The 26,419-nt window shown below is 71.1% G+C and carries 20 protein-coding genes and 1 other RNA gene; 4 read left to right on the forward strand and 17 right to left on the reverse strand.

Annotation, left to right across the window (positions count from 1 at the left end):
• Positions 1-51: 51 nt before the first annotated feature.
• The 6 genes from alr to ACW4TU_RS16720 all read right to left on the reverse strand — a co-directional run bounded on the left by alr (position 52) and on the right by ACW4TU_RS16720 (position 5,063).
• Complete coding sequence (gene alr, locus ACW4TU_RS16695) at positions 52-1,245, reverse strand: alanine racemase (protein ID WP_457428611.1); 1,194 nt, start codon at positions 1,243-1,245, stop codon at positions 52-54.
• A gap of 43 nt (positions 1,246-1,288) precedes the next feature.
• The gene (locus tag ACW4TU_RS16700) at positions 1,289-2,179 is read right to left on the reverse strand and encodes a L,D-transpeptidase family protein (RefSeq protein WP_457428612.1); all 891 of its coding nucleotides are present in this window, start codon (positions 2,177-2,179) and stop codon (positions 1,289-1,291) included.
• 77 nt (positions 2,180-2,256) lie between these two features.
• A complete protein-coding gene (locus ACW4TU_RS16705) occupies positions 2,257-3,732 on the reverse strand; it encodes an NAD(P)H-hydrate dehydratase (protein ID WP_457428613.1) in 1,476 nt (491 codons plus the stop codon).
• Between the two features lie 59 nt (positions 3,733-3,791).
• Positions 3,792-4,163, reverse strand: coding sequence for a holo-ACP synthase (locus ACW4TU_RS16710; protein WP_457428614.1), 372 nt, complete (start codon positions 4,161-4,163; stop codon positions 3,792-3,794).
• Positions 4,164-4,182: 19 nt separating this feature from the next.
• Positions 4,183-4,647, reverse strand: coding sequence for a hypothetical protein (locus ACW4TU_RS16715; RefSeq protein WP_457428615.1), 465 nt, complete (start codon positions 4,645-4,647; stop codon positions 4,183-4,185).
• Entirely contained in the window at positions 4,623-5,063 is a 441-nt protein-coding gene (locus ACW4TU_RS16720) for an ATP-binding protein (protein ID WP_457428616.1), read from the reverse strand. The genes ACW4TU_RS16715 and ACW4TU_RS16720 overlap by 25 nt, the downstream gene beginning before the upstream one ends.
• Before the next feature lie 229 nt (positions 5,064-5,292).
• On the opposite strand from ACW4TU_RS16720, the gene ACW4TU_RS16725 reads away from it, so the two are divergent.
• Together ACW4TU_RS16725 and ACW4TU_RS16730 are read left to right on the forward strand one after the other, a co-directional pair.
• Positions 5,293-6,138, forward strand: a complete 846-nt coding sequence (locus ACW4TU_RS16725; protein WP_457428617.1) for a helix-turn-helix domain-containing protein — start codon at positions 5,293-5,295, stop codon at positions 6,136-6,138.
• Between the two features lie 8 nt (positions 6,139-6,146).
• Complete coding sequence (locus ACW4TU_RS16730; protein ID WP_457428618.1) at positions 6,147-6,356, forward strand: DUF397 domain-containing protein; 210 nt, start codon at positions 6,147-6,149, stop codon at positions 6,354-6,356.
• A 91-nt stretch (positions 6,357-6,447) separates the two neighbouring features.
• Here the strand turns inward: ACW4TU_RS16730 and ACW4TU_RS16735 are convergent, their stop codons facing one another.
• From ACW4TU_RS16735 to ftsE, 7 genes are all read right to left on the reverse strand, one after another.
• Positions 6,448-7,191: a hypothetical protein gene (locus ACW4TU_RS16735; RefSeq protein ID WP_457428619.1), complete on the reverse strand. Its 744-nt coding sequence runs from the start codon at positions 7,189-7,191 to the stop codon at positions 6,448-6,450.
• Positions 7,188-11,648, reverse strand: a complete 4,461-nt coding sequence (locus tag ACW4TU_RS16740; RefSeq protein WP_457428620.1) for an RICIN domain-containing protein — start codon at positions 11,646-11,648, stop codon at positions 7,188-7,190. The genes ACW4TU_RS16735 and ACW4TU_RS16740 overlap by 4 nt, the downstream gene beginning before the upstream one ends.
• 265 nt (positions 11,649-11,913) lie before the next feature.
• Positions 11,914-12,316: a transfer-messenger RNA gene (ssrA, locus tag ACW4TU_RS16745) on the reverse strand.
• Between the two features lie 155 nt (positions 12,317-12,471).
• Entirely contained in the window at positions 12,472-12,954 is a 483-nt protein-coding gene (gene smpB / locus ACW4TU_RS16750) for an SsrA-binding protein SmpB (protein WP_457428621.1), read from the reverse strand.
• Between the two features lie 112 nt (positions 12,955-13,066).
• Positions 13,067-14,245 carry a S41 family peptidase gene (locus ACW4TU_RS16755; RefSeq protein WP_457428622.1) on the reverse strand — a complete coding sequence of 393 codons (1,179 nt, stop codon included), beginning with the start codon at positions 14,243-14,245 and terminating at the stop codon, positions 13,067-13,069.
• Between the two features lie 67 nt (positions 14,246-14,312).
• On the reverse strand, positions 14,313-15,233 hold the full coding sequence (ftsX, locus tag ACW4TU_RS16760; protein ID WP_457428623.1) for a permease-like cell division protein FtsX: 921 nt from the start codon (positions 15,231-15,233) through the stop codon (positions 14,313-14,315).
• Positions 15,234-15,307: 74 nt separating this feature from the next.
• Positions 15,308-15,997, reverse strand: a complete 690-nt coding sequence (gene ftsE / locus ACW4TU_RS16765) for a cell division ATP-binding protein FtsE (RefSeq protein ID WP_164321062.1) — start codon at positions 15,995-15,997, stop codon at positions 15,308-15,310.
• Between the two features lie 283 nt (positions 15,998-16,280).
• Between ftsE and ACW4TU_RS16770 the strand changes: the two genes are divergently transcribed.
• On the forward strand, positions 16,281-16,472 hold the full coding sequence (locus ACW4TU_RS16770; protein ID WP_457428624.1) for a hypothetical protein: 192 nt from the start codon (positions 16,281-16,283) through the stop codon (positions 16,470-16,472).
• Positions 16,473-16,578: 106 nt separating this feature from the next.
• On the opposite strand, the gene ACW4TU_RS16775 is transcribed toward ACW4TU_RS16770, so the two are convergent.
• The 4 genes from ACW4TU_RS16775 to ACW4TU_RS16790 form a co-directional block, all read right to left on the reverse strand.
• On the reverse strand, positions 16,579-17,199 hold the full coding sequence (locus ACW4TU_RS16775) for a hypothetical protein (protein WP_457428625.1): 621 nt from the start codon (positions 17,197-17,199) through the stop codon (positions 16,579-16,581).
• A 312-nt stretch (positions 17,200-17,511) separates the two neighbouring features.
• Positions 17,512-18,618 carry a peptide chain release factor 2 gene (prfB, locus tag ACW4TU_RS16780; protein ID WP_457428626.1) on the reverse strand — a complete coding sequence of 369 codons (1,107 nt, stop codon included), beginning with the start codon at positions 18,616-18,618 and terminating at the stop codon, positions 17,512-17,514.
• 235 nt (positions 18,619-18,853) lie between these two features.
• A complete protein-coding gene (locus ACW4TU_RS16785) occupies positions 18,854-20,146 on the reverse strand; it encodes a serine/threonine-protein kinase (RefSeq protein ID WP_457428627.1) in 1,293 nt (430 codons plus the stop codon).
• A 289-nt stretch (positions 20,147-20,435) separates the two neighbouring features.
• The gene (locus ACW4TU_RS16790) at positions 20,436-22,205 is read right to left on the reverse strand and encodes a serine/threonine-protein kinase (RefSeq protein WP_457428628.1); all 1,770 of its coding nucleotides are present in this window, start codon (positions 22,203-22,205) and stop codon (positions 20,436-20,438) included.
• A gap of 438 nt (positions 22,206-22,643) precedes the next feature.
• Here ACW4TU_RS16790 and ACW4TU_RS16795 point away from each other — a divergent pair, with 438 nt between their 5' ends.
• Positions 22,644-26,276 carry an FHA domain-containing protein gene (locus ACW4TU_RS16795; RefSeq protein ID WP_457430159.1) on the forward strand — a complete coding sequence of 1,211 codons (3,633 nt, stop codon included), beginning with the start codon at positions 22,644-22,646 and terminating at the stop codon, positions 26,274-26,276.
• The last annotated feature ends 143 nt before the right edge of the window (positions 26,277-26,419 follow it).

Consider the following 26,419-nt stretch of genomic DNA (forward strand, 5'->3'; position numbering starts at 1 on the left):
CTGAAGTTGCCGCGGTTACTCGTGCCGCCGGCCGAAGAACCCTGCGGGCGCCTACCCCTCTTGTCCCTCTTCCTCATTCACATTCACGTAGACGCGCGGCACCCGGGTTCCGATGCGGGTGACGATTTCGTACGCGATCGTCCCGGCCGCCTGTGCCCAGTCCTCGGCGGTGGGCTCGCCTCGGTCGCCGGGTCCGAAGAGCAGGACCTCCGCGCCCGCTGCGGGCTCGTCGCCCCCCAGATCGACGACGAACTGGTCCATGGCGACCCGTCCGGCCACGGTCCGCCACTTCCCGCCGATCAGGACGGGACCGGTGCCGGAGGCGTGGCGCGGGATGCCGTCCGCGTAGCCGACGGGGACGAGGCCGAGGGTGGTGGCGCCGGGGGTGACGTAGTGGTGCCCGTAGCTGACGCCGTGCCCGCCCGGTACGTGCTTGACCAGCGCGAGCGAGGCGGCCAATGTCATGACGGGGCGAAGCCCGAGGTCGGCGGAGGTACCGATCTCGGGGCTCGGCGAGATGCCGTAGACGGCCACCCCGGTGCGTACGAGGTCGAAGTGCGTGTCCGGACGGCTGAGCACGGCGGGCGAGTTGGCGAGGTGCCGCACATCGGGCCGCAGTCCGTGCCGCTCGGCGTACGCGACCATCTCGTGGAAGCGGGTGAGCTGGGCGTCGACGGAGGGGTGTCCGGGTTCGTCGGCGCAGGCGAGGTGGGACCAGAGGCCGGTGACGCGGATCAGCCCGTCCCGCTCGGCGCGCAGCGCGGCGGCGACGAGCGCGCACCAGTCGTCCCCCGGCTGGCAGCCGCCGCGCCCGAGCCCGGTGTCGGCCTTGAGCTGGACGCGGGCGGGCCGCCGAGCGGCATGGGCGGCCTCGACGACCTCCCGCAGGGCCCACATCCCGCCCACCGACACGTCGATGTCGGCCTCGATCGCCTCCTGCCAGGGCCCGCCGGGCGTCCAGAGCCAGCACATGACGCGTACGTGATGGGGAATCCCTGAGTCGGGCCGCCGCAGGGCGAGCGCCTCCTCGGGGGTGGCGGTGCCGAGCCACTCGGCGCCCGCCTCGACGGCCGCCCGAGCACACCGGAGCGCCCCGTGGCCGTACGCGTCGGACTTGACGACGGCCATCAGGGCCGCGCCGCGCGCGCGGGCGCGCAGGGTCCGCACGTTGGCCCGCAGGGCGGCCAGGTCGATCTCGGCGCGGGCTCGCAGGGCGGCGGCCGGCGGGGCTGCTGTCTCACTCATGGCGCCCCCAGTGTCTCAGAGGGACCGCGGAGCACACCCGCGGCTACCCCGCTGCCCGGCGTCCCCACACGTACACCCGGTCGCCCGTCCGCAGAACGCCCCAGAGGGTACGGGCGTCGGCGAGCCGCATATTGACGCAGCCCATGGAGCCGACGGTGGTGTAGATGCTGCCGTAGACGGCGTGGAAGGCCTGGCCGCCGCTGAAGAACTGGGCGTAGGGCATGGGGGTGTCGTAGAGGGTCGAGTGGTGGTTCTTGTGCTTCCAGTACACCTTGTGCCAGCCGCCGCGCGTCGGATAGGCCGTCCGCCCGCTCCGCACGGGCGCGGGCCCGTAGACGACCTTCCTCCCCTTCTGCACCCAGGTCAGCTGCCGCCCGAGATCGACACAGGCGACGCGGTAGGTCCGCACGGGACACTTACCGGCGGCGTTCGGGTTCTTCTTCGCGGACAGCAGCTGCATCCGGGACCAGGTGACGGGCCCGGCGAATCCGCTGTCCGGCTTGATCTTGTACTTGCGCTGAAAGTCGCGGATGGCCCGGCAGTCGGCGGCGGACTGCTTCCCGTCCACCCTCAGCTTCAGCCAGAACTCGACCTGGCGCTGATAGGGCCCGGTCAGCTTGGAGCAGGCCACTTTCCGGGCGGCGTCGCGCAGAGGTACGTACTCGATGAGGTCGTACGTCCCCTGCGCGACCTCGGCCGGCTCGACGGCGTCCTCTTGCCTCGTCGGCGTGTACACCTGCGGCGCGAGCACCTGGTCCGGGGTGTCGAAGGTCCAGGGCTGGGAGGGGGCGGGGGGCACACCGGGCACGAGGACGCCCTCGGGGCCGGGCGCGGGCAGCACGGGGTCCGCGAAGGCAGGGCCGACGGGCAGCACGGCCACTGCGACAAGCAGCGCGGTGAGCCCCTGGAGCACGAACGGTCGTCGACTGATCATGTGATCAGGAGAACGCGGGGTCGACGCCACCGGGCTCAGCCGCGCGGCGAGGTCACCCGACCGTGCGCCTCAGCACATCAAACGCCCCGAACATCCCGAACATCCTGGCCGTCATGGCTGTCCCGAACATCCCGCCAGGCCCTCCCCACCCCCTCCGCGACATCCTGCGCCCCCACCGGCGCACCCTCCGACGCCAGCCGCCCCGCCAGCCCGTGCAGATACGCCCCCACACTCCCGGCGTCCAGCGCCGAAAGCCCTGCCGCCAGCAACGACCCGCTCAGCCCCGACAGCACATCGCCGCTCCCGGCGGTGGCAAGCCACCCGGTGCCGGTCGCGTTGACCCGTACGGCACCCCCCGCCGGGTCGGCGACCAGCGTGGTCGACCCCTTGAGGAGCACGGTCGCCCCATAACGGGCGGCGAGTTCCCGCACGGCCGACAACCGAGCCCCCTCCACCTCTCCCCGCCCCACACCGAGCAGCGCGGCGGCCTCCCCCGCATGCGGAGTCATCAGCGTCGGCGCGGTGCGCCCCCGCACCGCCTCCCGCTCCGCCAGCCGCAGCCCGTCCGCGTCGATCAGCACGGGTACGTCCGCCGCCAGCACCTCGGCGACCGTCGCGGCGTCGTCCCCGGCCCCGGGCCCCACGACCCACGCCTGTACGCGCCCCGCCTTGTGCGGCCCCTGGTCGGACACGAGCACCTCGGGAAAGCGGGCGATCACCGCGTCGGCCGCCGGCCCCACGTACCGCACGGCCCCGGCCCCGCCCCGCAGCGCGCCCGCGACAGCCAGCACAGCGGCCCCCGGATACCGCGCCGACCCCGCCGCGATCCCGACGACACCCCGCCGGTACTTGTCGCTCTCGACGCCGGGCACCGGCAACAGCCGGGCGACGTCCGCGTGTTGCAACGCCTCCAGCTCGGCCGGCTCGGGAAGCACCTCCCCGAGCCCGATGTCGACGAGCCGCACCGTCCCGGCGTACTCCCGCGCGGGATCGATGAGCAGCCCCGGCTTGTGGGCCCCGAAGGTCACGGTCAGATCGGCCCGCACCGCCACCCCGGGCACCTCACCACTGTCGGCGTCGACCCCGCTGGGCAGATCGACGGCGACCACGGCGGCCTCCGACTCCCGCACAGCCTCCACGAGCGGCAGGACATCGGCGCGCAGCCCACCCCTCCCCCCGATCCCGACGATGCCGTCGACGACGAGATTGGCGCGACGGATCGCCTGCTCGGCAGCACCGGCGCCCACGACCGTCCCGCCCGCTCCCCGCAATGCCGCGAGCCCTCCGGCATGCGTGCGCTCCGGCGCGAGCAGCACCGCCGTGACACCGGCTCCGCGCCGGGCGAGGCGGGCCCCGGCGTACAGCGCGTCACCCCCGTTGTCACCACTACCAACAAGCAGAACAACCCGGCTGCCGTACACCCGCCCCATCAACTGGCCGCAGGCGACGGCCAGTCCGGCCGCCGCGCGCTGCATGAGCGCACCCTCCGGCACCCGCGCCATCAGCTCACGCTCGGCCACCCGTACCGTCTCCACGCTGTACGCAGTTCGCATACGTCGAGTCTCCCGCACCACCGGCTGACCGGCCCGCAGAGCCCGCCGGACAAGGGGCCCTATCCCTCCGCGATCACCACAGCCGAAGCCACCCCCGCGTCATGGCTGAGGGAGACATGCCACGACCGCACCCCGAGTTCCGCCGCACGCGCGGCCACCGTCCCCGTGACTCTCAGCCAGGGCCGCCCGCTGTCCTCGACGCAGACCTCCGCGTCCGTCCACAGCATGCCGCCCGGAGCGCCCAGCGCCTTGGCGAGCGCCTCCTTCGCGGCGAACCGCGCGGCAAGCGAGGCAGCACCGCGCCGCTGACCGCTGGGCAGCAGCAACTCGCTCTCCAGGAAAAGCCGTTGGGCCAGCCCGGGCGTCCGCTCCAGCGAGGCCCGGAACCGTTCGATCTCGGCGACGTCGATCCCGACTCCGATGATGCTCATCCGGGCACTCTACGATCCGTCAGCCCTGTTCAGGAGCACGACCCGGCACAACCTCCGGGTCCCCGGCGAACAGGTCCTCGGCGCGCTCCGCAGTGCCGACGCGGTCGAGCCAGTCGTCGAGGCGGGCAAGGTCGGCGCAGGTGGTGACGCGGTCGCGGATGTCGTCGGAGACGGGGAGCCTCCTTACTTCCAGCACGGTCAGAATCGTGCTGGCCTTCCCCTTCGCCAGGCCGTTCGCGTAGCCGATGGCCCACCGCTCGGCGTATCCCGGCGGCCAGTTCTCGACCTTTCCCCGCAGATACGCGATCTCTCCGGGCGACAACCCATCCCGTTCGAGGATCTCCTTGAGACGGTGGTGCAGTTCGGCCATGGCCCTCTCGGGCGAGAGGCCCACCAGAGCCATGGCCGCCACAAGCCCCGTGGCGATACCGGAGACCTCCTCTTCCAGTTCCGGGCGCATCACGCGGCGGCCCGCAGCTCGCACCACACGAATTTGCCGCGATTCCCGAACCTGCTCAGCGGCTGCCATCCCCAGAGATCGGCACAGGCCCGCACCATTCCAAGCCCACGCCCGTCCTCCGAGTTGGTGAGCTGACCCAACTCCTGGGGCGGCTCGGGTGGTTTGGGGTCGGCGTCCCAGGCTCCGATGCGGAGTACGCCGGCTGACCAGCGGACGCGTAGGGCGGCGGGGCCCTTGGTGTGCCGTACGGCGTTGGACACCAACTCGGTGGCGAGGAGTTCGGCGACGTCGACGAGGCCGATCAGTCCGTGCATGGTGAGGATGAGGCGGAGGGTGCGGCGGCTGACGGTGACGGCTCGGGGGTCGTTGGGGATGTAGAGGGAGTACTCCCAGGACTCGGGATCGGATGTGAACTCGGGTTCGGCATCGATTTCGGGCATGCGTCAACTCCCGTTCGGTGGTGGGGGTCGCGGTCGGGCGGGTGGTGGCATGCCGCAGCCGTCGTGGCAGGACGGAGTGGTGCGCTTCCGGGGATCCAGGCGTTCCGCAGGGTGTGCGTCGCATCACTGACGGTAGATCTAAATATAGAGATGCAGCAAGCCGGTCGCGTAATCTGACCCGAACGAGTCGCGCCCGCAGGCGCGCTGAACCTAGGAGCGGTCGAGAGTTTTGAGGCGCGAACCAACGGCTCGCCAGACACGTTTGGCAACCGAGCTACGTAGACTCCGCGAAGCGGCAGGCCTCAGCTCCCGCCAGGCGGCAACACTGCTCGGAGTGAGCCCCGCGCAGATCACCCACATCGAGTCCGCACTCGCCGGAGTGAGCGAGCAGCGCCTGCGCCGCCTCGCGTCCCACTACGCCTGTACAGATGAGGAGTTCATCGAGGCTCTGGTCGCGATGGCCACCGATCGGACACGCGGTTGGTGGGAGGAATACCGGGGCCTGCTGCCCACTTCCTTCCTGGACCTGTCCGAGCTGGATCACCACTCCCGCCTCCAGCGCCACGTGGCCATCGTGTACGTGCCGGGCCTGCTGCAGACGACGGACTACGCCCGTGCGGTGTTCTCCGACAGGATCCCCGAACTCGCCTCCGAAGAGCTGGAGCTGCGGGTACAGCACCGCATGGCGCGCCGCGCGATCATCGAAGGCCCGGATCCTACCCCTGTCGAGATCGTGATCCACGAAGCAGCCCTGCGCATCAGGGTCAGCGACCGTGCGGTGTCGCGGGCTCAACTCGGCCGCATTCTGGAGCTGTCCGAAGCGAACCACATCACCGTGCGGGTGATCCCGTTTGACCTGGACGGCTTCTCCCACGCTGGAAACGCGATGACCTACGTGAGTGGGTCCGTACCCAAGCTGGACACGGTTGTACGTGACGCACCCCATGGCACGGTCTTCATCGATTCCGAAGCTCAGCTCAACGCGTTTCGAACGCTCTTCCATAAAATAGAGGCCGTGTCACTCGAACCCGAACGCTCGCGTGACTTCATCAACAAGTTGGCAAAGGAGCTGTGAGGCGCCCGATGACTACCCATGGCACCTGGCGCAAGTCGTCGTACTCCGGTGGCGGCGACGGCAACGAATGCGTGGAGATAGCCAACTCCCCCACCCACACAGCCATCCGCGACTCCAAAGCCCCGACCACCCGCACCCTCACCTTCTCGCCCTCCGCCTTCGCCCCCTTCCTCGGCGCCCTCAAGTCGCCCCCTGGGCAAGCCTCTTCACCCCGCTGAATACAGCGTGGCCGGTGAAGCGGAGGTTCACGAGTCCTCCCACCCCACCGGCCACATCCAACGCACATCTGCACGTGGGTCGTACCTGCCGCTACACCTGGCGGTCCCCTCGCCAGCTGACCGACGTCAGCGCGGCCAGACCACCATGGGCCACACCCTTGTAGGTCACTGTCCGCTCCGGGCCCACCTCGTGCGCGACACGCCTCGCCAGCTCCGCCCCTTCGCGGAACAGCCGCTCCCACGCGTCGTCGTACTTGCCTTCCTCCCGGTCCCGCAAGTCCAGGTTCACCGTGGTGTCGATGGTCCGCGCCCACTCGTACAGGTTGGTGACAAGGCCGTCGGAGAGGGCGAGCGCTGCGGCCGGATCGTCAGGGAAGAAGTCTCCAAACCCCTCCGAGCGCAACGGACCGAACTTGAACTCGCCCTCGACGGTGAGGTCGACCGGGTGCGGAGGCGTGCCGTGGCTGTCACGCTCCCAGTGAAGCCGGTCGCACCCCCAGCACACCCACTTCGCCGTGCCGTGCCGCTCGTCCCAAAACCGCACTGACCACGCCGGTCCGAGCTGCCGGGCCAGCCGCTGGGTGACCGCCAGTCCTCGCTTGACATGCTCGCGCAGTTCCGGACGGGAGGTGAACCCGCCCGGCGGACGAGACAGGGACCAGGAACGCAACGCGTCCACGAGATCCGCCTGGAGGAGCAGCCGCTCGTCGTCCAGCGGGACGGAACGGGTGAAGGCGCCCAGGTCGTCGTAGGCCCAGGGGTCCTCCGTCCCGTACAGCGGAGAAGTTTCGCCCCGCGCCTGCACGAGTAGGTGTCGCGGTTCTTCGAAGGTCATGCGGGGTTGGCTCCGATCACAAATCCGTTGTCGCTCACGCTAACGGCCAGACGCTGGGTCTTGCCGTTGAAGACGACCTCGTAGATCGGCCTGCCGGATGCCTGGGTGCCGACCCTCGTGCCCTCGGTCAGGGCCTTCGACACGACGGCCGGGATGTCCTCCACCCTGACCCCCACCTGTGCGAACTCTCCGGCGTGCCGGAAGATTATGTGAGTCAGGCCCGCGTCGACGTTGCCCTTTTCCAGCCAGGCGATGGGCAGACCGGGCTTGGCGTAGTTGACGATCCAGATCGTGTTCGCCCTGTTGATCTTCGCGCCGGCGTCCCTGAGCTGCTCCAGCAGCTTGGTGTCAAGTGCGCCACGGGCGATCCTGGACCGTTCCGCCACGGAGGTCGCGATCCGCAGCCCCATACCCGCCGCGCCGGTGGCATTGGCGACATCGAGGGCGCCCTTCTCGCCGTAGATCTTCTTCAGGTCCGCGAGTATCTGAGCGGCGTTCTCACCGGTTTTGACAGCCAGTTCGACGCCTTCGGCAAGCTTGACCGCCTCTGCGAGCTTCGTGAACATCGACTGCGGCACGACGAGCGTGGCAGCCCAGGCGCAGCTGGACTTGTCGCCGTGGGAGCACTTGGCGACGTCACCCAGCACGATCTCATACAGGATCGCGCCGGCCTTCTCACCGAAGAGTGCCTGCCAACCGATCCGGGTGATGTCCCCAAAGCTGAAGTGGTGGGTCCACTTCTGGTCCTGGTCCTCGAACGACTTCGTGTCGAGGAATACCCAGTCCGCCTTGGGACAGCCCGTCTCGGTGGCGGGGACATCGGGGTTGGCGCAGTAGTAGTAACTGACCGTCAGGTTGAGGTGCAGCTGGTACGTCACCGTGCAGCCCTGGGGCACGTAGTCACACTGGTTGAGCTGCTCGGCCGGTGCCGCGTCGGTCATCTTGTCGATGACGGTGAAGACACCCTCGATTCCGGAGCCGGAACCCTCGGCGACCGTCTGGTTCGCCTCCTTGCGCTCCGACGAGTCGGCCGCCTCCTGCGCCGAGTCCGCGTACTTCTGCGCGTCCTTCGCCGCCTCCTCCGCGAGCGTCGCTTCCGCGTCCGCCCGGTCGGCCGCCGCGCGGGCGTCCTTCGCCGCCTGTTCGGCCTGCGACGCGGCCGTGCGGGCCGCTGCCGCGTCCAGGGCCGCCTGGTCGGCGGAGGCGCGGGCGTCCTTGGCGTAGCCCTCTGCCCGGCCTGCGGAGCGATCGGCCGCTGCCGCGTCCGCCGTCGCCTGCTGGTCGTACTCGATGGTGCGGGCCAGTGACCTCTGTGCCTCGGCCGCGTACGAAGCCGCCTCCGCCGAGTAACCCAGCGCCTCCTTGGCCGACTTGCGCGCCTGCACGGCGAATCCGGCGGCCTCCGACGCCAGTACCAGGGCCGCCTTCGCGTCGCCCGTCGCCGCGTTCGCGGTGCTCTGGGCCTGCGTCGCGACCTGCGCCGCGTTGGCCGCGTGCGCGTCGGCGACCGCCACCTGCTGCTCGGCGATCGTCTTCGTCGACTGTCCGGTCAGCACCGCGAGACCCGCCGCCGAGTCCGTGGTGACGTACGGCGAACCGAGCTGGATCGCGTCGTTCGCCGGAGCCGCCACCTGCTGTGCCGAGTTACGGGCGTCCTCCGCCGCCTGCGCGGTCGCGTACGCGTGACCGACGGCCTCCGCCGCGCCCGCGACCGCCTTGACGGCCTCCGCCTTGGCAACGTCGGCGTGTACCTTCGCCTCGGCCGCGTGCTTGTCGGCCTCGTCGGCCAGTTGCACCGCCGTACTGGCGGCCTGGGCCGCCACCTGCGAGGCCTTGATGGCGTCGGCCGCCGAGGCCGTCGCCGTACGGACCGCCGCGTCGGCCTTCAGTTTCGCGGCGTTCGCCGCGTCCGAGGCCGCACGGGCCCGCTTGGCAGCGGCCTCCGCGCGCGTCGCCGCCGCGTCGGCGTCGGCCGCCGCCCGCGTCGCCGCGTTCGCCTCGCCACGGGCCGACGCCGCGGCCGACTCCGCGTCCGTGGCGGCCGAGTCAGCCGCGTCGGCCGCCGTCCGCGACGCCGTCGCCTGGTCGTCGGCGTCGTGCGCCTGGGCGTACGCCTCCTTCGCGTCCGCCTTCGCCCGCGCCGTGTTGGCCCGGCTCTCGGCGTCCCACGCGTCGTCCCGCTTGCCCTTGGCGTTGTCCCGCGCCGTCTCCGCGTCCTGCCGGCGCTCCCGCGCCGTCGTCTCGGAGGCTTCCGCCCGGCCCTTCGCGTTGGTGGCCTCGGTCGCGTACCCCTCGGCGTTAAGCCGGTGCTGCGCGGCCTCGGCCTGCTTCTGCGCGGCGGTCTCCTTCTCCGCCTTCGCCGTCAGCTCCTCCTTCTCCGCGTTCAGCCGCTGCGCGTGCGCCTCGGCAGCGGCGGCCTTCGCGTCCGCCTCCGCCGCCTGCGTCTCGACGAGCTTCGCCTTGGCGAGATCCCGGGCCGCCTTCGCGGCCTGCGCCTGCACGGCGGCGGCGTCGGCAGCCGCCTTCGCCTGCTCCCTGGCCTGCTGCGCGGCGGCCGTACGGAACGCCGCCTTCGAAGCCGCCGTCTGGGTCACCGCGCGGGCGGCGATGGTCGCGCTGTCGCCGGCGGCGGCACGGGTGGCCGCGTCGGCGGTCTCACCGGCCTTCACCAGCGCGTCCAGCGCGGCCGAGGACGCCTTGGTGACCTGCGCCTTCTGTAGACCGACCAGCAACGCGCGGCCCCTGGGGGCACCGGCCCGGTCGGCGATCGCGTACGCGGCCTGCTGAGCCGTGTCCGTCGCCGCGGCCGACTTCTTCGCGGCGGCCGCCTGCGCCTTGATCACCGCGAGCTGCTTGACCGACTCGGCGCGGGCGGCGGTGATGCGCGCCTTCACCTTGGTGAAGTCGGCCGTCACCGGGTAGTCCAGGTCGTCGGTGCCCTGGTGACCGGACGGCGTGATGTCGAACTTCTGCGGGACGGTGCCCGCGCAGTCCCACATCCGGCCGTCGCGGCTGTTGGCGTACGTCGCGAGGTCGAGGCAGTTGCCGGTGCCCGGGTTGAACAGCCGCGTGGTGGCGTGGGTGTCGTACTCCCACTTCTGGGCGGCGTTCTTGTCGCTGCACGTCCCGATCTGGACGGCGGTCCCGTTGGCGGTACCGGCGCCCTTCACCTCCAGGCACTTGCCGGAGTTGACGTTGAGGAGCGTGTCGCCGCTGATCTGCCACTTCTGACCGGCGCCGCCGTTGCAGGTGTAGATCTGCACGATCGAGCCGTTGGTCTTGCCCGCGCCCGCGACTTCGAGGCACTTGTCGGCGGCGCCGTTCGCGTGGATGACCATCGGGCTGGTGCCGATCCAACCGGGACCACCGGCGGACCAGTAACTCTGCCAGCGGGTGAGGTGATCGGCGATCCAGGACTGGCCCAGCATCTCGCCGAGCGCCTTCGAACCGGCCGCGAGCGCCTTCACGGCGTCACGGTTGGCGGTCAGGATCTGGTTGCGCGGCGCGGCCTGTGCGGCGATCTCCTGCTGCCACTCCGCCGAGGCCGCGGCGACCTGCTTGCCGAGCACCTTGTTCGGGTCGACCGGCCCGCGCCAACCGCACGCCGCGAACCGGGTCTTCAGGTCCTCGACGGCGAGCCGGTACTCGACGGTTCCCGGTTCGGCGGCCGTACGCGGGAACCCGCCCGACGCCAGGAAGAGCCGGGCGTTGTCCGAACCCGTCGGCTCCATGCTCCAGTTGACGAGGTTGTCCCAGGCCTGGTGCTCCTCGTAGGCCTGGTTCCAGTTGGGATCCGAGCCGGACGGGCTGGCGCCGTAGAGCGGGGTACCGAGGTTCTTGACGGCCGTCACCGTGGCCGCGTCGGCCGCCGGGGTCGGATCCTCGTACAGATCGCCCTCGGTCTTCCAGAACTGCTCCCAGATCCACTGGGAGATACCGGTCTGCTGGAAGAAGTCCTTTTCCTTGCTGCCGGGCAGTCCCGGCGGGTCCCGGAAGTCCGCGACGCTCGTGAACCCGCCCGGGTACGACAGATCCGACACCGGCTTCTGCCACACGTCGAGGCGGTCGTAGAGCGCGCTGCCTTCCTTGCTCGCGGCGGCCCTGTCCTGCTCGAACGCCGTCGACAGCGGAGTGGTGTTCCAGTACTCCCGGTTCGCCGCCGTGCGCAGCTTGTCCGGGGTCTGGTTGAGCGCGTCCTGCGCGGTGCTGAACATGCCCGGGCCACCGAGCCGCAGCGCGTCGGCCATCAGGCACTGGTCCTGGCGCAGTTGCTCCGCGGCGGCGCTGTCGAATCCGTCGTAGCTGTCGGTGGCGGCGGCCACGGGCGCGGCGTCGTCGGCGTAGCGGGCGGCCAGCTCGGGCCGGGCGGTGACCACGCTCAGGACGGCTATGGAGAGAACGACCGGAACCACACGCGCGAAGCGCGTTGTCGATCTTCGCAACAACAAAGAGAACATCCCCCTCGTGAACACGTGCAGGCAGGGGTCACCTGTCCTGCCCGTCCGAAGAGGCAGACCTGGCGGCGGTTCCCCCCGTGCGCAGTCTGATGTGCGCGATGGCGAACGGGTCGGGTCCGCCTGATGCGCGGAGATCACCATAGACATGTCACACGCGCCACACAAGACACAGCCGTATGACGACGCGAGGGCGGGAACGCCAAGGGCCCCGCCGCTCGAAAGCGACAGGGCCCTTGGACACTGCGTGCACTGCATAACATGGGAATTGTGGAGATGGCGGGAATCGAACCCGCGTCCAACGGTGCGGAATCAGGGCTTCTCCGTGTGCAGTTCGCTGTGCTTTTCTCGGCCCCGGCAATCACGCGAACAAGTCGCCGACGGGCCCAGTCACTGTTAGATTTCCCTCTTCACCCCGTGACCGGGATCAAGGTTTAGTCCCCTAGCTGATGCCAGGATCCGGGTCGGGAACACTCCCGGGCTGACACTCCCATTAGTGCGGAGCAGACTCGTCGCTACCTGAAATCAGGCGGCGAGAGAGAACTGCTGCGCGGAAGAATCGCTGTTAGAATTGGCGATTATTTTTTTCGGCCTGTGGTTTACGAGATCATGGCCGCTTCCTCGACACGCTTCACCTGCTTCGACAGCCGCTGTCGAAACCGATCATCCCCATGTTGTTTTTTCAATCCCCTCCGAAGAGGAGTCCCTCCGAGGAGGGAGGTGCACCCTCGGTGAGGTGCGGTTGCCATCGTACGTGACCAACGCGCGCGCGTGCCACCAATATTCCGCCCGCCGGTCGAGCCGCCGGTCGAGCCGCCGCGCGGTGCTAGGCGTGCTGCTGCCTGCGCTTCACGGCCGAGACCGCCCGGTCCGTCTCACGACGGTCCTGCTTCTCCCGCAGCGTCTGCCGCTTGTCGTACTCCTTCTTGCCTCGGGCCAGCGCGATCTCGACCTTCGCCCGGCCGTCCTTGAAGTAGAGGGCCAGGGGCACGATCGCGTGACCCGACTCCTGCGACTTCGACTCCAGTTTCTCGATCTCCGCGCGGTGCAGCAGCAGCTTCCGCTTGCGCCGGGCGCTGTGGTTGGTCCAGGTGCCCTGGCTGTACTCCGGCACGTGCACGTTGTGCAGCCACGCCTCGTTCCCGTCGAGCTGAACGAAGCCGTCGACGAGCGAGGCACGCCCCTGACGCAGCGACTTCACCTCGGTACCGGTGAGGACCAGACCGGCCTCGTAGGTGTCGATGATGGCGTAGTCGTGGCGTGCCTTCTTGTTCTGGGCGACCAGCTTGCGCCCTGTTTCCTTAGCCATAGTCCCGCCATTTTCGCACTAGGAGGGCGCTGGAGGGAAAGTCGATTACCAAGGGGACCGGGTGGGGACCACCACCGGACCACGAGCGGACCACGAACGGGCTATGAGCAAGCTACGAAGGATCGCCCAGACCGCTCAGCACGGTCTCCGCCTGCTCCAGTGCACCCTGGTCGGCGTCGAGGTCGGGCGTGAGGCCCACGCCGTCGACGCTGCGCCCCGCGGGGGTGCGGTAGTGGCCGACGGTCAGCTCGGCGACGGAGCCGTCGGGCAGCCGGCTCGGCATCTGCACCGAGCCCTTGCCGAAGGTCCTGGAGCCCACGACGACCGCCCGGCCGCGGTCCTGGAGGGCGCCGGTGAGCAACTCGGCCGCGCTCATCGTGCCGCCGTCGACCAGCGCGACCAGCGGCCTGGTGGTGTCGCCGCCCGGATCCGCGTGCAGGGCGCGCTGCTCGCCGTTGACGTCGTACGTGGCGACGAGGCCGCCGTCGAGGAAGGCGGAGGCGGCGGTGACGGCCTCGGTGACCAGCCCGCCGGAGTTGCCGCGCAGGTCGAGGATGATCCCGGCGCCGGCCGGGGCCGCCCGCACCGCGCCGCACACCACGTCGCCGACCCCCTTGGTGAAGGCGGCGACCCGGATGACGGTGACCTTGCTCGCGGCGACCTGCCGCACGGTCGCGGAGTCCGTGGAGAGCTGGGCCCGGCGTACGGTCTCGCTCCACGCGCGCGTGCCGCGTTCCAGCCCGAGCCGGACGGTCGTACCGGCTGCGGCGTCCTGCGCGTCACCTCGGAGTAAGGAGACGACCTCGGTGACCGGCCGTCCGTCGACCGCCTCGCCGTCCACACTGCGCAACCGGTCGCCGCTACGGATCCCGGCGACGGCCGCGGGCGACCCGGAGCGCACCTTGGTGACCTCGATCCGGCCGTCCCGCTCACGCCGGGCCCACAGCCCGACGCCCGTGTACCGGCCGTCGAGGGCCTCCTCGAGCTCCTCGTAGTCCCCCGGGGAGTACACCGCTCCCCAGCGGTCCCCGCTGCGGCTGACGGCGCGCTCGGCGGCTTCCATCGGTGACTTGCCGTCGGCCATGGCCTCGGCGGCAGCGGCGGCGACGTCCTCGTGGCGCCCGGCGGGGACGGCGGAGCGGGCCGTGTCCGGGAGGGCGGACTTCCGTTCGGTGGGCTCGGGGAGCGAGCCGGTGGCCGCGCCGGCGACCAGGACGCTGGCGAAGAGCAACGTCAGAGCCGCCCCGCGGCCTGCACGGCGGGGCTGTGTGAACAGGTCGCGGCCCGACATGCCGGTGAGTCTAGGACAAGGCGAAGGGCCGGACGGTCGGATGTCCGAACGGCCCCCTTGGCATGCGTCACACCTTGAGGTACTTGCGCAACGCGAAGAACGCGGCCAACGCGGGCATCAGCACGCTCGCGGCGAGGATCAGCGGCAGCTTCGTCAGTACGGAGTCCCAGCCCAGGAAAGTGATCAGGTTGAGCTTCGAGGACAGGGCCATGCCGTGGTCGATGGTGAAGTACCGGCCCAGGATCAGGAAGACACAGGCCAGTCCGCCGCCGATCGCACCGGCCACGGCGGCCTCCATGATGAACGGCGCCTGGATGTAGAAGCCGGAGGCGCCGACGAGCCGCATGATCCCGGTCTCACGCCGACGGCTGAACGCCGAGACGCGCACCGTGTTGACGATCAGCAGGAGGGCGACGATCAGCATCAGCGCCATCACCCCGAGCGCCGCCCTGTTCATCAGGTTCAGCAGCTCGAAGAGGTTGTCAAGGATGCCCTTCTGGTCCTGCACGGACTGCACGCCGTCACGTCCGTCGAAGGCGGTCGCGATGACCTGGTACTTCTCCGGGTCCTTGAGCTTGATCCGGTACGACTCCTGCATCTGGTCCGGGGTGAGTGAACTGGCCAGCGGGGAGTCGCCGAACTGCTCCTTGTAGTGCTTGTAGGCCTCGTCCGCGGACTCGTACGTGACCTTCTCGACGACCGAGTCCATCTTCTCCAGGTCGGCGAGGATCTGCTTCTTCTGGTCGCCGGTCACCGCGCCCTTGGCGCAGTTCGGGTCGGACTCGGCGTCGCTCTTGTTGCAGAGGAACACCGAGACGTTGACCTTGTCGTACCAGTAGCCCTTCATCGAGCTGACCTGGTCGCTCATCAGGAGCGACCCGCCGAACAGGGCGAGCGACAGGGCTACGGAGACGATGACGGCGAAGGTCATCGTCAGATTGCGACGGAGACCGACACCGATCTCCGACAGTACGAACTGGGCACGCATGGCGGGCTCAAGCCTTTCCGGGAACTCCGAGGACCGTCGGCGTCACTGACCACCAGTGACAGTGACCGTGACCGTCAGTGCTGGTAGCCGTAGACGCCGCGCGCCTGGTCGCGGACGAGACGGCCCTTCTCCAGCTCGATGACGCGCTTGCGCATCTGGTCGACGATGTTCTGGTCGTGCGTCGCCATCACCACGGTCGTGCCCGTCCGGTTGATCCGGTCGAGCAGCTTCATGATGCCGACGGAGGTCTGCGGGTCGAGGTTGCCGGTCGGCTCGTCGGCGATCAGCAGCTTGGGCCGGTTCACGAAGGCCCGCGCGATGGCGACACGCTGCTGCTCACCGCCGGACAGCTCACCGGGCATCCGCTCCTCCTTGCCGCCCAGGCCGACGAGGTCGAGCACCTGGGGCACGGACTTGCGGATCTCGCCCTTCGACTTGCCGATGACCTCCTGCGCGAAGGCGACGTTCTCGGCGACCGTCTTGTTCGGCAGCAGCCGGAAGTCCTGGAACACCGTCCCCAGCTGACGCCGCATCTGCGGCACCTTCCAGTTGGAGAGGCGCGCGAGGTCCTTGCCCAGGACGTGCACCTGACCGTGGCTGGCGCGCTCCTCGCGGAGGATCAGTCGCAGGAAGGTGGACTTTCCGGAGCCGGAGGACCCGACGAGGAAGATGAACTCACCCTTCTCGACCTCCAGGGTGACATCCCGGAGGGCGGGGTGGCTCTGCTTGGGGTAGAGCTTGGAGACGCTGTCGAATCGGATCACGGATACACCACGGACCATCGGGGGCAGGTGACCGTGACCATACGCGAACCGAGCACGGGAGTGCAGGCACGGGAGTGCTTTGCACAAGGGTTGTGCCCTTTTGTGCCGGTCGTGAGCGGCCTCACACACTCGCCCGACCTGGACTGACCCGGGGAAGCGCTGGGCAGAATAAGGCGAGCCGCGCCGAAATCCGCGGAACCTGGCACAGTGGAGCGTGAACCGGGGAACGGTTGCGTCCCCGGAAGCGTTGTGTACGTAGAAGCGGCGCAAGGAGGGCTAGCGCATGACGTTCGACCGACTGGTGTGCGCGAACTGCGCGGCGCCCGTGAACGAGGGACGCTGTCGCGTCTGCCGGGCCAGCCGTCAGCGGTTGCAGGAGGACGGCCAGTTCGGCGGGCTCAACCCGATGGCCCTGATCGCACTGCTGGCGGTACTGATCGCGGCACTGGCACTGGTGGCGCATCAGACCGCATAGCCCGAACACAGCCCTGGTGAACGCGTAAGGGCCCGGAGCGCGAAGCTCCGGGCCCTTACGCGTGCGCACTGCTCCTACTGGTTACCGCCAGGCGCTACGGGCACCACTAGGCCGCGGCGCCGCCACGGCCGCCCACGAGGCGCGGGAGGACGCGGAAGGCGACACCGCCGGCGATCATGGTGGCTGCGCCGATGATCAGGAAGCCCGTCTCGGCGGCACCGGTCTCGGCGAGTTCGTCGCCCGAGCCCTGGGCCGAGGTGTCCGAGCCCGTGTCGGTGAGGGCCGAGGAGCCCTCCTCCTGGGCGGAGGTGTTGGAGCCGCCGTCGGGGTCGGTGTTGCTGTTGCCACCGGTGGAGCCGTCGCCGCCGGTGCCCGTCTCGTCGCCGTCCGTCGGATCGTCGGACGGGGTCGCGGTCGGGTCCTCCTCGGTGGGCTCGCTCGGCTCCGTGGAGGGCTCGTCGGGCTCCGAGGGCTCCGGGTCGGAGACAGTGGGCTCCGGGTCCGGCAGCGTGGGCCCGGGGTCGGAGACGGTGGGCTCCGGGTCCGGCTCGGTCGGGACGCCGGTCGGGTCGGTCACGGTCGGTTCCGGGCTCGGCGTACCGGCGCAGACTCCGAGCAGGTCGCACTCGTCGGCGGAGGCTATGCCCGCGGCGGTGAAGGACGCACCGGCGGCGATCACCGCTCCGGCCGCGATCCGCGCGACCCGGATCCGCGTCTTGTTCGTCATATGGCTGCTACCCCCATGTAGCTAATTCATCAGTGGAGCCGCGCTCGGGGCCGTGATCGACAGGGGCGGCAGTGCGCACCCCCGGTTCACATGCGCCCCAGAGATACGCATGCCGAGCCTCACCCTTCCGATTTTCCAAGAGCACGTCAAGGTCGTTGCGCGCGCAATGTCCCCTTGCTCCTCGCTTGCCGCACATCAGATCCTGTGAGTGTGATGTAAAACCCAGACATCTCCCGACGCGAAGCAACCGCCGCCCACTGGGCGGCGGTTGCTTTGTCGACAAGGCGCCCTTCGGGCGCGTCCTGCGGAGTTCTACTTCTCCTGCTGCTTGCGCCAGCGAATTCCGGCTTCGAGGAATCCGTCGATCTCACCATTGAACACGGCCTCGGGGTTGCCGACTTCGAAATCCGTCCGCAGGTCCTTGACCATCTGGTACGGGTGCAGGACGTACGAACGCATCTGGTTTCCCCAGGAGTTGCCGCCGTCGCCCTTGAGCGCGTTCATCTTGGCCTGCTCCTCCTGACGGCGCCGGTCGAGGAGCTTGGCCTGGAGCACGTTCATCGCGCTCGCCTTGTTCTGGATCTGCGAACGCTCGTTCTGGCAGGAGACGACGATGCCGGTGGGAAGGTGAGTCAGGCGCACCGCGGAGTCGGTGGTGTTGACGCCCTGGCCGCCGGGGCCCGACGACCGGTAGACGTCCACCCGCAGTTCGGACTCGTCGATCTCGATGTGATCGGTCGTCTCCACGACGGGCAGGATCTCCACCCCGGCGAACGAGGTCTGGCGGCGTCCCTGGTTGTCGAAGGGCGAGATGCGGACGAGGCGATGCGTGCCCTGCTCCACGGACAGCGTCCCGTAGGCGTACGGGATCTGGACGGCGAAGGTGGTCGACTTGATGCCGGCCTCTTCGGCGTACGACGTCTCGTAGATCTCGGTCTTGTAGCCCTTCTGCTCGGCCCACCGCAGGTACATGCGCTGCAGCTTCTCGGCGAAGTCGGCGGCGTCGACGCCACCGGCCTCCGCGCGGATGTTGACGAGGGCCTCACGGGCGTCGTACTCGCCGGAGAGGAGGGTGCGGACCTCCAACTCGTCGAGGGCCTTCTTGACGGAGGTCAGCTCCGTCTCGGCCTCGGCGCGGGTGTCCGGGTCGTCCTCCTCCTCGGCCATCTCGAAGAGCACGCTCAGATCGTCGATCCGGCTGCGCAGCGCGTCGGCCTTCCTCACCTCCGCCTGGAGGTGGGAGAGCTTGCTGGTGATCTTCTGCGCTTCCTCCGGGTCGTCCCACAGGGACGGCGCTGCCGCCTGCTCCTCGAGCACGGCGACATCTGCCCTCAGCTTGTCGAGGTCCAGGACGGCCTCGATCGACTCCATGGTCGAGGAGAGGGACTTGAGCTCTTCGGATACATCGACGACTGCCACGACACCAGCGTAACGGCTCCGCCGGGCGGCGGGATTTCGGTCTCGCCCGGAGCTTCAGGGGGGCGAGGCTGATGCAGTGCAGGCCGTGTTTCCCACCCACCCGCCCGTTTGCCGCATATATCCAGCCCAGGCCCAGGTAATTCAGCCCGTCTGGGGGTCCCCCCTCTGGGAGAGTTTGAGGACGAGGCCCGTTCAGGGCCGATGCGGGGGTCTGGGGGCGCAGCCTCCAGGGGCCTCACGGTGACGCCGGGGCCGAGTTTCTCGTCTCCTGAGGTGTCACTCCCGCGTCGTCGCCCGACAGGGCCACCCACGTACCGACCCCCACCGCCGCCACCAGCACCACCGCGGCCGCCCCCAACGTCACCCTGCGCCGCCGCGCCGAAGCCCGGTGCCGCGCCGAGCCGGGCCGCGGGGCACCCACGGGACGCGGCACGCGGGCCGTGCCCAGCGCCCCGCCCGCCAGCTCGTCCGGCCCGGGCACCCGCATCGACGTGTGGGTGTCCCGGTTCGAGTCCGGCTTCGCCCCCCGCACCAGCGGCACCGCACCCCGCCGTACCCGCTCCCCCGCCGGCACGGCCACGTCGTCGTACACCTCGTCCCGCGAACCCTGCCCAGGCACCTGGCCATGGCCCAGGCCGTGTCCCTGACCGGACTGCGCTTCGTCGTCCTCCGCATCCGGCTCGTCCACGTCCAGCGGCGGCATCCCCACCAGCAACGGCAGCTGCTCCCGCAGCCGCACCCCCAGCTCCGACGCCCGCAGCCGCGACGCCGGCGCCTTCGCCAGGCACTGCACGAGCAGCTGCCACAGTTCCTCGGGGATACCGGGGAGCGGGACCACCGTCTCCGTCACGTGCCGGCGCAGTACCGCGCCCGGGTGGCCGCCGCCGAAGGGCGTGAAGCCGGCCAGCAGCTCGTAGAGGACCGTCGCCAGCGCGTAGATGTCGACCGCCGCGCGCGGGGGCAGGCCCTCGACGATCTCCGGCGCCAGATAGTCCGGCGTACCGATGATCTTCGTGGCCCGGGTGCGCCGCGGTGAGTCGATGAGTTTCGCGACGCCGAAGTCCGTCAGGAGGGCGGGGTGCGCGCCACCGGGGCCCAGCGGGCCCTGCATGTCCAGCAGCACGTTCTCCGGCTTCACGTCGCGGTGCACGACCCCGGCGGCGTGCGCGGCGGACAGCCCGTCCGCGACGTCGGCCACTATCGCGACCGCGGCCTCGGGGGCGAGCCGGCGCTCGCGGTCGAGCCTGGTGCGCAGATCCGTACCCCGCACCAGGTCCATGACGAGCGCGAGGTCGTTCCCGTCGACCACCAGGTCCCGTACGGACACGATGTTCGGATGCTCCAGGCCGAGCAGCGCGGTCCGCTCCTGCACGAAGCGTCCGACGAGCTCCTGGTCCGACGCCAGGTCCTCGCGCAACAGCTTGACGGCGACGGGACCCTCGGGTCCCTCGCCCAGCCACACCGTGCCGGCGCTGCCCCGCCCCAGGATCTGGTTGGCGGTGTACCGGCTGCCGATCTTCCGTGCCAAGACTGCTCCTACAGACGCGTGTTGCCGACGGCGCCGATCCGGGGGACTCCCTCGGGACCCTCACCCGACAAGACCTCGACCTCAGCCGACAAAGCTACGCGTCCGGAGGGGCAACCTTCACCGCCGGGACGGAAATCACCCGCCAGGTGTCGACAAATCCCCAGAGTCGCACCGGAACACGGCCGGAGCATCGCCCGCCTGATCCGCAAATGCCCCGGCTACGACCTGATTGTGCGGACCGTCTCCCCGTAACGGGAAAACCTCCGCGCCCGACCGGAAACCCTCCGTGCTACTGGTTCTGCTGGCGCGACACCCACTCGCTGACCTTGTCGTACCAGTCGCCGATCTGCTCGAAGAACCCCTTCGTCGACCCGATCCACCCCTGGAGCGGGGTCAGTTCCCAGATCAGCCAGGCGGCGACGAACAGGACGACGATCGTGAAAAGGCACCCCTTGAGGCAGCCGAGCCCCGGGATCTTCATCCGGTTGGCGCTGCGTTGCCGGGGTTCCCTCGGCTCACGCGTCGGCCGGCTCTCGGGCTGCTGAGGGCGCTGGGGCGCCTGGGCGGGAGCGGGCGGCGTGTACCGCTGGGGCTGCTGCTGGGGCTGGTGGTGCTGGGGCGGCGGCGCGTACTGCTGGTGCTGGGGCTGCCCGCCCTGCCCAGGGCCCTGTCCCGGTCCCTGGGGATAGCCGTAGCCGGGCTGGGGCTGCTGACCCCGCTGCTGACGCGACGGCGGGGGCTGCTGCTGGTACGGCTGCTGCTGGGGCTGTTGCTGCGGCGGCCGGGCCGGCTGTCGCTGGGGCCGGCGGCGCAGGGGGTCCTCGCCGGGGTCCAGGTACTGGACCTGCGTCTGCTCGTTGCGGTCCCGGGCCGCGCGCAGCTGGTTCTGCCAGGGGTGCGGCTCCTCGGGCCCTCCGGACCCGCCGGGGCCACCGGGGCCACCGGGGCCACCGGGCTGGTTCTGCGGCATGGACGGCAGGACGGCCGTGGGGTCCGCGGCACCCACGGCGCCCATCGCGCCCACGGAACCGGGCCCTCCGGTGTGCGGCAGCACGCTGGTGGCGCCGTTCGGGTCGTACGCTGCCGCCGCGCCCGCGCCGTAGGGCAGCACCTGCGTCGGGTCGCCGGAGCCGGGCACCACGGTCGGCGTCGGATCCGGTGCGAGCAGGTGGACGACTCCGTCGGCAGCCGCGATCTGCATCGAGTTGGAGTGGACGCCGATGCCCTCGGCGACGACGCGCAGCCCGCGCGCGAGGTTCTCGGCGCTGGGGCGTTCGTCCGGGTTCTTGCGCAGACAGCGCTCGATGACCGTCCACAGCGGTTCGGGCACGGTCGAGGGGCGGCGCGGCTCGGCGGTGAGGTGCTGGTGCAGCACTTCGAGGGCGGACCCACCACCGAACGGCGGACGCCCGGTGACCAGCTCGTACATCAGGATGCCGGCGCCGTAGATGTCGACGGCGGAGGTCTGCGGACGGCCTTCGGCGGACTCCGGGGCGACGTACGCGGGCGTGCCGACGAACTCGTGGGTGCGGGTGAGGCCCGGGGAGTCGGCGAGGCGGGCGATGCCGAAGTCGGTGAGCATCGGGTGCATCCGGCCGTTGTCCTGCATGAGCAGGACGTTGGCCGGCTTCAGGTCCCGGTGCACGACACCGTCGGCGTGACTGACGGCCAGCGCGTCGGCGATCTGGGCGGTGAGGAGGGCGGCGGCGACCGGTGTGAAGGGACCGTTCTCCCGCAGGTACCGGTGCAGGTCGGGCCCGTCGATGAGGTCCATGACCAGCGCCAGCAGATCGCCCTCGACGACCAGGTCCCGTACCCGGACGATGTTCGGATGGCTCAGCCGCAGCAGCACGGACCGCTCGCGCAGGAAGCGCATCACGATGTCCGCGTCGTTGGCGAGCTCCTCCTTCAGGACCTTGATCGCCACGGTCTCACCGGGCTGGCCGGGCACGGCCGCCTCGGCTCCCGCGGTCTCCCGCTGGCGGGCGCGCCAGACGGTGCCTGTGGCGCCGCGTCCCAGCGGCTCCTCAAGGAGGTACTTGCTCCCTACCGGCCGCACGTCATGGCTCCCTTACGTACGTACATCCCGTACACGGTGTGTCCGACCCACTGTAGTGCCGCGTCCCCAGGACACCCTGGGCGACGACCGCCGTCCACAGACGGCTACGTACGGCTCCCTTCGCGCGTTCGACGGAAAGACGTCTCGATCGGTCCCCCCGGTTGCCTAATCCCGAACGTGACCGATCTCAAATCGATTACCAAACCGATCCCAAACGGACAGCCGCGGGTCACTGGTCAGGAACTTTTGCGGGCAGAGGCGACCATTCAAGATCACTTATGGGTGGGGGGCGGGCGCGTTGTCAGTGGCAGGTGCGAGGATGCCTCCAGTACTGGCCTACGTGCTCGTGTGCGGTGGGGGAAGTCCGCGGTGGTGGGACCCGTGGCGTGGCTTCGTCCTCCTTTCCGGGTGTCCGTGCAGAAGGGACCGCTGACGGCGATGCAGATCCGGCTGACCGTCGTAGACCCGCTGGGGCCGCCCTCGGAGCCGTGGGCGCGTGCCGCGAGCTGCGACGTACTGGTCACCGCTCCCGCCGGCACGGCGCTCGCCGCGGTCGCCTCGGCCCTGGCGTCGGTGGTCGCGGGCGACAGGGTTCCGTCCACGCCCGAGCGCGGCCCGGGCCGCGAGAGCGGCGGCCCGGTGGTGCTGTACGCGGGCGACCAGCGCCTCGACACCCAGCGCTGCACCCTCGGCGAGCCCCCGCTGGTCGACGGCGCGGTGCTCGCCCTCGGTACCCCCGCCGAACCCGAGCCGCACCCAGAGGCGGACGAGGTGGCCGCCCAGCTGCACGTGGTCGCGGGACCGGACGCGGGCGGGGTCCATCTCCTGCACGGCGGCCAGATCACCATCGGCCGCTCCGCCGACGCCGACGTCCCGCTGGACGACCCGGACGTATCCCGGCTGCACTGCGCGGTCACGGTCGCGGAGGACGGCCGCATAGGGGTCGCGGACCTCGGCTCCACGAACGGTACGACGCTGTCCGGCACCCGCCTCGGCACCCGCCCGGTCCGCCTCGCACCCGGCGCGCTGCTGCGCATCGGCGAGTCGGCCCTCCGGCTGACGCCCCCCGGGGACGCCGGCGCACGCGTGGCCACGACCCCGGACGGCGAGGGGCACGTACGCGTGAGCGTCGCCGAAGGGCACACGAAGGCCCCGGAGCGGACGGCGGACGAGTCGCAGACCACCGAGGACACCCACAACAGGCGCTCCTCCCCGACGGCGTCCCCGTCCGGTCCGTCTCGGGTGCCGCTGCCTTCCGCGCGCGTGCAGCCCGGCGGCACGGCGAAGCCGCCCTCCGGGGAGACCCGTCACGCCTACGGTTCGGCGAGTTGGGCAACGGCCGGGGACGTACCCGGATCGCGTGGTGCGCGGGGTCCGGCGGAAGCGGCGCAGCCGCTCGTCCCGGGGCAGGGCGGGGCACCGAGGATCGAGAACCGGGGTGCCCCGGGCCCGGCGGGTACGGCCAGGGCATCGGGCGGTGGCGGGGACACCCACGGCGCCGGGTTCTCCATGGTGGGACCGGTGTCCGGGGCCGCCGCGGTAGCACCGGCACCCGCTCACGACGAGGCGGACGCGGAGGCCTCCGCGGGCAGCGGCCGCAAGGGGACGCCTCTCCGGGGCACGGACGTCCCGCAGGGTGTGCGCAGGCGCGGCGGGCTCTCCAAGTGGGCGCGACGGCTGACCGGCGGGCGCGCGGAGGAGGAGACGACCGAGGGCGAGGTGTACGACGACGAGGGGCCGGTGTCCGACGCGGCGGCCCCGGAGTTCGCGGACGCCCCGCCGCAGGCACCGGAGAGCTGGCCCGACCCGGCGGCGCTGCTGCTCACGGCCCTGGGCCCCGGCCCCCGGCTCTGGGAGCGCGGCCCCAGGCACCCGGAAGCGCTCACGGTCCGGCTCGGTACGGCGGACCGCGCGGCGCCCGACGGCTCGGGGCTGCTGCCCGCCGTACCGGTGACCGCCGGGCTGCGTGAGGTCGGAGCACTGGGACTGGCGGGGCCTCGCGCGCGGCTCGCGGGACTGGCCCGCGCGGTGGTGGCCCAGCTGACCGCGCTGCACTCCCCCGAGACCCTGGAAATCGTCCTGATCAGCACGGACCGCTCGCGCACCCCCGAGGAGCGCACCGCCGAGTGGTCCTGGCTCGGCTGGCTCCCCCATCTGCGCCCCGGGCACGGCCAGGACTGCCGTCTCCTCCTCGCCTACGACCGCGAACAGGCCACGGCCCGCGCCGACGAACTCCTGCGGCGCCTGGAGGACCACGACACGGAGGCGGCGGCGAAGAGCCTCGCCTCGGGTGGCGCAGCACCGGACCGGAACGCCCAGGACGACCGGGGCGCGGACCGCCGGCCCTCCTGGGCCCGGGACGACGACCCCGACGGGTCGGCGGACGCTTTCGCGGGCCCGTACACCGTGGTCGTCGTGGACGGGGACCCGGGCGGTGCCGCGGTCCGGGAGGCCGTCGCACGGCTGGCGCAGGAGGGGCCGCGGGCCGGGATCCACGTCGTGTGCCTCGCGGAGACGGAGGCGGCGTCGCCCGCGTCCCCGGTGACGGAGACCTACGAGGCGGCGTGCGCGGCCTCGCCGCCGTTCCGTGAGTGCGGGGCGGTGGCACTGCTCGGCGGAGACGTGGCCACGGCGCTGCATGTGATGCGGGTGGCGCGAGCCGGGGTGACCGCACCTGGGCGGACCGGCTCCCCCGACACCGCAACCGACACCGACTTCGCCGACGCGGGGGCCCGGCCCCCCGCCGGGAGCGCCGGGCCGGTCGGGCAGGGCTCCGTCGCCGCCGTGGACGCGGTGTCCCTGGCCTGGGCCGAACGGTTCGCGCGGGCACTGGCTCCCCTGCGCACCGACGGTGCCACCGGCGGCCGGCAGCAGCGCGTCTCCGCGCCCTTGCCACAAGCGGCGCGACTGCTCGACGAGTTGGGGCTCGCCCGGGCCACCCCGGCGTCCCTGATGGCCCGTTGGGCGGACGCGGCCGACGACAAGGAGACGCTCGGCGGCCGGGCCTGGGCTGTCCTCGGCGCCGGTCCGCGCGGGCCCGTCGGCGTGGACCTCGCGGCCGAGGGACCCCACCTGCTGATCGAGGGACCTCCCGGCAGCGGGCGTACGGAGTTGCTGCGCGCGGTCGTCGCGTCGCTGGCCGCCGCAGAGCGGCCCGACCGGCTGGGCATGGTCCTGATGGACGGCCGGGACGGCACCGGTGGGAGCGGTGGTGGCGCGCAGCACGGAGAAGGGCTGCGGGTGTGCACCGACCTTCCGCATGTCACCACTCACCTCACGGCCAACGACCCGGTCCGTATGCGGGAGTTCGCCCAGTCGCTCAGCGCCGAGCTGAAGCGGCGGGCCGAGTTGCTCGGGCGGGTCGGGTTCGGCGAGTGGCACACCGGGCGCGAACTGTCCGGCCGGATCGGACCGCAGCGGTCGGGGTCGGGGGCCAAGTCGGCCACTCACGGTTCGGTGGGCGCGGGGGCGGGGGAAGGCGCCGGCGATCTCGACTCGCCGCCCAGTTCGACGATGCGGTTGCGGCCGGCGGCGAGTCGGCGGCGTACGGAGACACCGCCCCTGGCCCGTCTCGTGGTGGTCGTGGACGACCTCGACGCGTTGGTGTCGCCGGCGCTGGGGTCGCCGGGGCGGCCGTCGGCGGGGTCCGTGGTGCGGGCGTTGGAGGCGGTGGCCCGGGAGGGCGAGCGGCTCGGAGTGCATCTGGTGGCCGCGGCGGGCGTCGGCGGGCGTACGGCGGAGACGGAACTGGCCCGGGGGGCCGCGCTGCGGGTCCTGCTGGACGCGCCGGCACCGGGGCCGGACGAGCCCGCGGCCGGGCGGGGGCGGTTGAGCGGGGCGGACGGGAGGGGGATCCCCTTCCAGGGCGGGCGGGTGACGGGGCGTATCCCGCGTACGGCGACGTTGCGGCCGACGGTGGTCGCGCTGGACTGGCAGCGGATGGGAGATCCACCGGCTCGTCGGCCCGTGCGTGAACTGGGCAACGGGCCGACGGACTTGGCGCTGTTGGCAAGCGCGTTGGAGCGGGCGGCACGGTCGGTGTCGGCGACAGAGGTGCCGTCGCTGTTGTGATGGGGGGCGTTGCCCGGCCCATCCCGTACCTGGGGGCTGCGCCCCCCCCAGACGCCCGCTGTCGGCCCTGAAGGGGCCTCGTCCTCAAACGCCGGACGGGCTGGGGGTGCCTGGGCTGGACAGGCGGCGAACAGGCGTGTGGG

Source organism: Streptomyces kryoterrae (genome assembly GCF_054072135.1).

Excerpts from the sequence above, each read along its gene's own strand:
- alr (WP_457428611.1), bottom strand. The coding sequence starts at position 1,245 with ATGAGTGAGACAGCAGCCCCGCCGGCCGCCGCCCTGCGAGCCCGCGCC.
- ACW4TU_RS16700 (WP_457428612.1), bottom strand. The coding sequence starts at position 2,179 with ATGATCAGTCGACGACCGTTCGTGCTCCAGGGGCTCACCGCGCTGCTT.
- ACW4TU_RS16705 (WP_457428613.1), bottom strand. The coding sequence starts at position 3,732 with ATGCGAACTGCGTACAGCGTGGAGACGGTACGGGTGGCCGAGCGTGAG.
- ACW4TU_RS16710 (WP_457428614.1), bottom strand. The coding sequence starts at position 4,163 with ATGAGCATCATCGGAGTCGGGATCGACGTCGCCGAGATCGAACGGTTC.
- ACW4TU_RS16720 (WP_457428616.1), bottom strand. The coding sequence starts at position 5,063 with ATGCCCGAAATCGATGCCGAACCCGAGTTCACATCCGATCCCGAGTCC.
- ACW4TU_RS16730 (WP_457428618.1), top strand. The coding sequence starts at position 6,147 with ATGACTACCCATGGCACCTGGCGCAAGTCGTCGTACTCCGGTGGCGGC.
- ACW4TU_RS16735 (WP_457428619.1), bottom strand. The coding sequence starts at position 7,191 with ATGACCTTCGAAGAACCGCGACACCTACTCGTGCAGGCGCGGGGCGAA.
- ACW4TU_RS16740 (WP_457428620.1), bottom strand. The coding sequence starts at position 11,648 with ATGTTCTCTTTGTTGTTGCGAAGATCGACAACGCGCTTCGCGCGTGTG.
- smpB (WP_457428621.1), bottom strand. The coding sequence starts at position 12,954 with ATGGCTAAGGAAACAGGGCGCAAGCTGGTCGCCCAGAACAAGAAGGCA.
- ACW4TU_RS16755 (WP_457428622.1), bottom strand. The coding sequence starts at position 14,245 with ATGTCGGGCCGCGACCTGTTCACACAGCCCCGCCGTGCAGGCCGCGGG.
- ftsX (WP_457428623.1), bottom strand. The coding sequence starts at position 15,233 with ATGCGTGCCCAGTTCGTACTGTCGGAGATCGGTGTCGGTCTCCGTCGC.
- ACW4TU_RS16770 (WP_457428624.1), top strand. The coding sequence starts at position 16,281 with ATGACGTTCGACCGACTGGTGTGCGCGAACTGCGCGGCGCCCGTGAAC.
- ACW4TU_RS16775 (WP_457428625.1), bottom strand. The coding sequence starts at position 17,199 with ATGACGAACAAGACGCGGATCCGGGTCGCGCGGATCGCGGCCGGAGCG.
- ACW4TU_RS16795 (WP_457430159.1), top strand. The coding sequence starts at position 22,644 with ATGCAGATCCGGCTGACCGTCGTAGACCCGCTGGGGCCGCCCTCGGAG.